7 protein-coding genes are annotated in these 7,551 nt (G+C 66.4%); 3 read left to right on the top strand and 4 right to left on the bottom strand.

Translation table 11 applies throughout. The features are described 5' to 3' along the window. From VFK57_13685 to VFK57_13675, 3 genes are all read right to left on the bottom strand, one after another. The coding region (locus VFK57_13685) for a DNA methyltransferase (GenBank protein ID HET7696759.1) at positions 1 to 452 on the bottom strand (452 nt) is incomplete at its 3' end. 150 nt (positions 453 to 602) lie between these two features. Then, entirely contained in the window at positions 603 to 812 is a 210-nt protein-coding gene (locus VFK57_13680; GenBank protein HET7696758.1) for a hypothetical protein, read from the bottom strand. 151 nt (positions 813 to 963) lie between these two features. After that, a complete protein-coding gene (locus VFK57_13675) occupies positions 964 to 1,476 on the bottom strand; it encodes a hypothetical protein (protein ID HET7696757.1) in 513 nt (170 codons plus the stop codon). A gap of 308 nt (positions 1,477 to 1,784) precedes the next feature. Between VFK57_13675 and VFK57_13670 the strand changes: the two genes are divergently transcribed. Beyond that, positions 1,785 to 2,852 carry a serine hydrolase gene (locus VFK57_13670; protein HET7696756.1) on the top strand — a complete coding sequence of 356 codons (1,068 nt, stop codon included), beginning with the start codon at positions 1,785 to 1,787 and terminating at the stop codon, positions 2,850 to 2,852. Positions 2,853 to 2,915: 63 nt separating this feature from the next. Here the strand turns inward: VFK57_13670 and VFK57_13665 are convergent, their stop codons facing one another. Then, positions 2,916 to 3,767, bottom strand: a complete 852-nt coding sequence (locus tag VFK57_13665; GenBank protein ID HET7696755.1) for a formate dehydrogenase accessory protein FdhE — start codon at positions 3,765 to 3,767, stop codon at positions 2,916 to 2,918. Between the two features lie 282 nt (positions 3,768 to 4,049). Between VFK57_13665 and VFK57_13660 the strand changes: the two genes are divergently transcribed. Next, the gene (locus tag VFK57_13660; protein HET7696754.1) at positions 4,050 to 4,355 is read left to right on the top strand and encodes a hypothetical protein; all 306 of its coding nucleotides are present in this window, start codon (positions 4,050 to 4,052) and stop codon (positions 4,353 to 4,355) included. 7 nt (positions 4,356 to 4,362) lie between these two features. Continuing rightward, on the top strand, positions 4,363 to 7,086 hold the full coding sequence (locus tag VFK57_13655) for a TonB-dependent receptor (GenBank protein HET7696753.1): 2,724 nt from the start codon (positions 4,363 to 4,365) through the stop codon (positions 7,084 to 7,086). Positions 7,087 to 7,551: the final 465 nt, after the last annotated feature.

Raw genomic sequence — 7,551 nt, 5'->3', positions numbered from 1 at the left:
ACCCCGACGGCGCGGCGGTCGAGCGGCGTGCGCCCCCCGGGCGTGAACTGAAAGATGAACTCCTGGCAGTCGTTGACGAAGCGGTCGCTGTTGATCGGCTTGTAATGACCGACGTTGAGATCGCGCGTCAGCCCGGCACCGGCGCCGGCGGCGTCCTGGTCGATCGCAATCGACTTGATCCAGTGGATGGTGTTCTGGAGCGCCAGGTGCGGACGCGCCGCCTGGGCGACGTCCATCGACGTCCACGGATCGGTCGGCTTGGCGCCGACGTTGAGGAACAGCGAGCCGTCGGCGTCGAGCGTCCGCGCCGCCGCCGCGATCCATTCGCCGGTCCACCCCAGGTACCGCTCGCGCGGGACCGTGTCGTCGTAGCTGCGATAGCGGACGCCGAGGTTGTAGGGCGGCGAGGTGACGATTACAGAAATGGTGCCGGGCGTGAGAGAACGGAGCACATCGAGGCAGTCGCCAAGGTAGAACCTCAACGTGCCGCGGCGGGTCTGTATCAGGGTATGGGGCGTGGGCAACGGGGGAAGTCGCGGCGACTTCCGGGGACTGGGCATCCAGGGAATGGTAGCAGTTCGGCGGACGCGCGAGCGCCGCGCCTAGCTGGCGCGCGCGACGGGAACCGGGTCGACGCTGCCGAACCGCGCCGGGGCGAGCGTGTGATTGCGCCGGTGGCCGTGATGCTGGCAGCCGGTGCCCTTCTCCTCGACGTAGGTCACTTCGCGGTGGGTCGCGATCTCACGGTAACGCCCCGTGACGCAGCCGCATCCCAGCGTGGTGAACCCGAGCAACCGAACCAGACTCATCATGACGCCCCCTCCGCACTGGCCGGGACAGCAATCTCTGTACCGCAGAGTCACGATCGCGGAGGCCTCGTTTTGCTCAGGATTTCGCCGCGCGCGTATGGATGCGCGTCGCCGCGACGATCAATTGTTGAACGAGTGACAACAAATGGTTGGATCAGGATCCCTTTATGGCGACGAACCGTTCGAGATCTTTCTGGCGCTGCTGCGACGCGCGGCTGCGCGCGGTCCCGATGTGGAAGGCGAGCATCAAGTGCAGCAGCCCGCCGGTCGCCAGCTCCGGGGTCGTCCCGCCGAGTGCGACCGGGAGATAGTTGATGGCGGTGGCGACGAGAAAGAGGGCGCTGAAGAGCGCGTCAGGACCGCGCCCGGGGAAGCGGCGTCCAAACTCCATCGCCACGTGTTCCCAGCCGCCGTCGGGTTCGTGAAACACCTGCAGGTAACGGCCGATTCGTTCGACGTTGATGTGCAGCGCGTAGATGGCCTCGAAGCCGGCGGCCAGCACGACGAGCGGCAGGATGGCGGCGATCGGGAGCTGGATGGCGGCGGTGGTGGCGATGGCGACGCCGGCCCAGATGGCGAAGACCACCGGCAGCAGCAGCATGCGCGCGGTGCCGCGCTCGCGGATGGTGGCGCGCAGCGCCGCGTATTCCTGTTCGTGATGCGTCATGCCGGCTCGTGGTCTCGCAGTCTCGCGCCGAAAATAGCATATCTGCCCTGGCGCCCCGGCGAGCGGGCGGGGAAGGGGGCGGCGAGCGGACTCCCTCGGCGCCGCCCGGCGGCGTATGGAACGGGTCTTGTATTACGGCAGAGCCCGCCGCCCCCTCCGGGGGAGAGGGGTTCGCGGCGTTCCGTACGGTTGAGGTCTATAAGTGGTTGCATCTGCGGGTGCTTATGCTACACTGCCGATGTTCCACCAAGTTTGACACCCACGCGGCCGCTCCCAGCCGGCTGCGAAGGACGGTTCCCGGAGGACGCGTGCGCCTGATCCGCCCGACTTTTGTCTCCCGTCTGTTGCCGGCGCTGCTGGGCGCCGTCATCGCGCTGCCCGTCTCGGCCATTCCGGCCGACGCCGGCCAGGCCAGAAAGACCACCACTCGTACCGCCTCCGCGACCGCGAAGAAGAAGGTCGCCTACTCGGCGCGTTCGTCGCGGGCCCGGCGCACGTCGCTGGCGCGCGCCCGCGCGCTCGCCCGCGCGCGCGAGGCCGCCCGGCTCCGCAGCCTCCGTCAGCTGCAGGAGGCGATGACGCCGCAGTACAAGACCGACGCGGCCGGCCAGGTCGTGCCGGACGTCCGCGCCGCGGCCGCGATCATCTTCAATCCGGTCACCGGCCAGATCCTCTACGAGGAGAATTCGCAGGACAAGCGGTCGATCGCCAGCATCACCAAGGTGATGACCGCGCTGGTCTTCCTCGAGGACAACCCCGATCTGACGGCGCCGATCACCATCGAGCGCAGCGACGTCTACGCCGCCTCGACCACGTATCTCAAGGCCAGGGATCAGATCACCGCGGGCGAGCTGCTGCACCTGCTGCTCATCGCGTCCGACAACGCTGCCGCCCGCGCGCTGGCGCGCAACTCGCACGGCGGCATGGCCCCGTTCATCGAGCGGATGAACGAAAAGGCGATCGAGCTGGGCCTGCAGAACACGACCTTCGCCGACCCGTCCGGCCTGAACGCCAACAACCTCTCGTCAGCGTTCGATCTCTCGCACCTCATCACCTTCGCATCGAGCGACGAGCGCATCGCCTCGATCATGCGCACGCCGACCTACACCGTCACCACCAACCGCCGTCAGATCCCGATCCACAGCACCAATCAGCTGGTCATGAAAGGCGACGTCGAAGTGATGGGCGGCAAGACCGGCTTCATCAGCAAGTCCGGCTACTGCCTGGCGACGCTGCTGCGCCTGCCGACCGGCAACCCGATCGCCGTGGTCGTGCTGGGCGCCAACTCCAACAACGGCCGCTTCTGGGAAACGCGTCACCTGTTCTCGTGGTTGAACACGAAGGCAGGCGAGCTGTTCAAGGATCAGCCGAAGTAGCGTCCGGCTTCCAGCTTTCCGCTTTCAGCTTTCGGCTTTCAGCTCCCGGTTCCCGGCTCCCGGCTACCGGTACCCTTTCTGCACGGCGGCCGCATCCAGCGGCAGTGTGGCGATCGCATCCACCGCCGGCATCACCTGCCGGCTCGTGTGGCGGCCGTCGAACGACTTGATGTAGCGGCTGCACACGTCGCAGCCGTTCAGGCGATAGCGTCCGTCGCGGGTGGCGAACGACGTGATCCGCGTGCGGTCCGCGTTCAGGCAGAACGGGCAGGCGAGCGGGTGGAAGCGCCAGCGCGAGGTGCACCGCGAGCAGATCAGCAGGCGGTCCGCCGCGGGCGTGAAGTACGAGAAGTCCGGCTCGCCGCCGCACAGCGGACAGTTGCCGTGCGGCCAGCCCTGGAACAGGGAGCGCGCCATCACCGCGTCGGCGCAGCGCGACAGGAACGGGCGCATCGCCTGCAGCAGCAGCGGTTCGAGTCCGGCGATCTCGGGGCCGACGTCGCGGCCGCCGGCGGGAACAGCGCGGGCCGCTTCGAACCATTCGCGAATCGCCGGCGGCAGCCGCGCCGCGTCGCGGGTCAGCGCCTCGACCCGCCGGTAGTCCTCGCTCTCGATCGCGTCATGATTCCGCATCGCGTCCGCGGTCGATCGCACCAGGAACCGCAGATCGCTCCAGTCGATCGGGATCTGCTCGAAGGTGAGGATCGGCTTGCCGGCGCCGAGGACCTTTTCGAGGTGCGCCGCATCGAGGTTCATCGGCGGCAGCGGGACGCGTGACTGCACGCGGCGCTGCAGCTGCAGCAGTTCGATCTGCAGGTCGATGGCCTGCGCGAGGTCGGGTTGCTCCTCGCGCAGCTGCCGCAGTTCCACGATTTCGCGGGTCTCCGATCGCTGCGGCCTCTCCGGCTTGTTCACCATCGGCATTCTAAGACAACGTGCGGCGCCGGACGTCAATCCAACAATCCGGAGCGGGATAACCGGCGCGATGGATTCGGGGACGAGACGTGGGGCCAAATCATTGAAAAACCACGGCAAAAGCCGCGGATTCCGGTATACTCCGCGCGGGAGAGCCGTATGCATTCCACGGCCCGTTCCCCGGCGGGCGCACGCCTGTCGATCAAACCCCTGCATGGACGGAAGGAGAGAACCGTGACACTGAGGTTAACTCGCTGGCGCGGGTGGCAAGGCCGGGCCGTGATGCTCGCCCTCGCCCTCGCGCTGATCCCGCTGCCCGTCGGCGCAAGCGAAGCGGCGCCGCGGACGCCGGCGGCGCCCGCGGCGAAGACCAGCCACGTGTCGTTGAAGGACAGCGCCGCCCGCGCCGCGGCGAGCACCCGGCTCGCCCCCGCACGCCGCGCCGCTCAGGACGCGGCCGGCAAGGATTCCCCCTCGTTCTTCAGGACCAAAGGGGGAGCGGTGGCCCTGGCGGTGATGGTGATCGGCGTCGGCTACGCGCTGTATTCCGCCAAGAACGATCGCATCACGTCACCCGCGAAGCAGTGAGAGGCCTATGAGGACACACATTACACGGCTCATGGCGCTGCTGCTGGCCGCGGTCCTGATGTCGACCGCCGCCGCGGCGCAGACCTCGGTCAGCACCGTCGAGGGCACCGTCACCGACGAGCAGGGCGCGGTGCTGCCCGGCGTGACCGCGACCCTCACCGGCCCGCGCGGCGACCAAACGGTCCAGACCGACGAGCGAGGGATGTACCGCTTCATCGGCGTGCAGCCCGGCACCTACATCCTGAAGATCGAACTGGGGACCACGTTCGCGGCGCAGACGCGCGAAGTCAGCGTCGGCCTCGGCAAGACGGCGGTGGTCGATTTCACGATGAAGATGGCGGCGCTCGCCGAGACGGTCAACGTCGTCGGCGGTTCGCCGGTCGTCGACGTGAAGAGCGCGGCCACCGACACGTCGGTGTCGCAGAACATGCTGCAGATGACGCCGCTCTATTCGTCGACCGCGACCGGCCTGCTGAATGCGGCGCCCGGCGTCAACAGCTCGTCGGCGTACGGCGGCCAGGGCAGCTACGGCAACGCGCTGCTGCTCGACGGCGTCGACACGCGCGATCCGGAAGGCGGCTCCGCCTGGACGTTCTTCAACCAGAACCTGATCGAAGAGATCCAGATCGGCGGCCTCGGCGCGCCGGCGGAGTACGGCGGGTTCACCGGCGCGATCATCAACACGGTGACCAAGTCGGGCGGCAACATGTTCTCCGGTCTGTTCTCGATGCGCTACACCGACAAGGATCTGGCGTCGAAGAACATCAGCGCGAAGCAGCTCGAACAGAACGCCAACCTGGGCAACGCGGCGGTGCTGAAGAAGCTGAAGGACTACACGGTGCAGATGGGCGGTCCGATCGCGCGGAACAAGGCGTTCTTCTTCGCGAGCGTGCAGCGCTACTCGGCGCTGAGCGATCCCGTCGGTCCGGTGGCCAACTCGCAGGACATCAGCCCGCGCATCAACCTGAAGTTCACGCTGCAGCCGACGTCGCGCGACACGCTGATCTTCGGCACGCAGTACGACCAGTACAACCTCACCGGCCGCGTCGGCTACTGGCCGTCGTCGCAGGCGACCGACCGGCAGACGGTCGAAGAGGACGCGCCCGAGTGGGTGTGGAACGCGCAGTGGCGCCGCTCGTTCGGCACCAGCGCGCTGTTCGAGGCGAAGTTCACCGGCTACAGCGGGTATTACTACCTGGATCCGGTGGATCCGTCGCCGTTCACCTATGACGGCGGCACCAACACCTACAGCGGCGGCGGCGGCGGCCAGTACTATGCGGACCGCGACCGCAACCAGCTGCAGGCCTCGCTGACGAAGTACGCGCAGAAGTTCGGCAGCCATTCGTTCAAGTTCGGCGCCGAGATCGAGCGCAGCGGCGTGCGCAGCCGGTATCAGCCGTACGGCCCGGCGGGCTTCTACAACTACGCCTACTACGGCGTCCCCTACTATCGCGTCAGCTACGGCTACGACGTGCAGGGGGACAACCGCCGGACCTCGGCGTACGTCCAGGATCAGTGGAGCGCCGGACGGGCGACGCTGAACCTGGGGCTGCGGATGGACCACATCCGCGGCTTCAGCCCGGTCCTCGATCGCACGGTCTACACGCCGAAGACGGCGTGGGGCCCGCGCGTCGGCGCGGCGGTCAATCTGACGGAGAGCTCGACGTCGGTGCTGAAGGCGTTCTGGGGCCGCTACTACGAGGGGGCGGCAAGCGCGTTCTACACCGCGGCGACGCCCGGGATCCAGGACTACACCCACACGCCGGTCGACGACAACTTCAACCCGATCGGTCCGCCGGAAGTCATCATCCCGGCGCAGGTGTACGGGATCAGCGACGACATCAAGCATCCGCGGACGGACGAGTTCAACGTCTCGTTCGAGCAGCAGCTGATGCGGGGGATGCGCTTCACCGCCACGGGCATCTGGCGCTGGGGCGGCAACTTCATCAACAACGTCATCGCCGGCGCCCGATGGTCGCCGCGGACGCTGAACAACTCGCTGACCAACCAGCCGTTCACGGCCTACGCGTGGACCAACCAGAGCGCGTCGAACAGCACGTTCCGGGTGCAGAACACCGAGGGCTTCCAGTATCTCGGCGCCGACGGATCGGTGGTCGCGACCGCGGATCCCCAGCGCAAGTATCGCGGGCTGATGCTGGTGCTGTCGAATTCGCTCCGCGGCCGGGTGGGCTACCAGTTCTCCTACGTGCTCTCGAAGGCGGAAGGGAACGTGGACAACTCCGGCTTCGGCGCCTACCTGGGCGGATCGCCCTGGACGTCGCCGAACAACTTGATCAACGCCTACGGCGAGCTGACCAACTCGCGGCGGCACGAGATCAAGGCCTACTTCACCTACAACGTTCCGAAGGTGGACATCATGGTGGGCGGCAACTACACCGGCCTCAGCGGCCGGCCGTACACGGCGTCCTTCGTCTACACCAACTCGCAGCTGCCGACCGGCGGCTCGGCGCGGCGGACGATCTTCCTCCAGCCGCGCGGATCGAGCGGACGCAACGACTTCGTCCATCAAGTCGACCTGCGGACGGAGAAGGTGTTCAACCTGCAGGGGCACCGCTTCGGCGTCTACGCCGATATGGTGAACCTGTTCAACGACAACGCCGTCACCGTGCGTCAGGCCACGTACCCGACGTCGGGCGGCATCGCGTACCAGTCTCCGACCGGGATCCAGGGGGCACGACAGATCACGTTCGGAGGACGCTGGAGCTTCTAATCGCTAATCCCTGATCGCTGATCCGGAATCGCGAATCCCGAATCCCGAATCCCGAATCCCGGATCACGAATCCCGCATCGTTCGTCGAAGGCCCGGCACTTTCAGTGCCGGGCCTTTTCTTTCAGCCTGGTCAGCGATTCAGATTCAGGACTCAGATTCAGGACTCCGATTCAGGACTCCGATTCAGGACTCCGATTCAGGACTCCGATTCAGGACTCCGATTCAGGACTCCGATTCAGGACTCAGATTCAGGACTCGGATTCAGGATTCCGATTCAGGATTCCGATTCGGGATTCCGATTCAGGACTCAGATTCAGGACTCAGATTCAGGACTCAGATTCAGGACTCAGATTCAGGACTCAGATTCAGGATTCAGATTCGGGATTCCGATTCAGGACTCGGATTCAGGATTCAGATTCGGGATTCCGATTCAGGACTCGGATTCAGGATTCCGATTCAGGACTC

The sequence above is a fragment of the Vicinamibacterales bacterium genome, from assembly GCA_035699745.1.
Taxonomy (GTDB): Bacteria; Acidobacteriota; Vicinamibacteria; order Vicinamibacterales; family 2-12-FULL-66-21; genus JAICSD01.
This window is presented reverse-complemented; position numbering and strand designations above follow the sequence as displayed.

Excerpts from the sequence above, each read along its gene's own strand:
- VFK57_13680 (HET7696758.1), bottom strand. The coding sequence starts at position 812 with ATGATGAGTCTGGTTCGGTTGCTCGGGTTCACCACGCTGGGATGCGGC.
- VFK57_13675 (HET7696757.1), bottom strand. The coding sequence starts at position 1,476 with ATGACGCATCACGAACAGGAATACGCGGCGCTGCGCGCCACCATCCGC.
- VFK57_13660 (HET7696754.1), top strand. The coding sequence starts at position 4,050 with ATGCTCGCCCTCGCCCTCGCGCTGATCCCGCTGCCCGTCGGCGCAAGC.
- VFK57_13655 (HET7696753.1), top strand. The coding sequence starts at position 4,363 with ATGAGGACACACATTACACGGCTCATGGCGCTGCTGCTGGCCGCGGTC.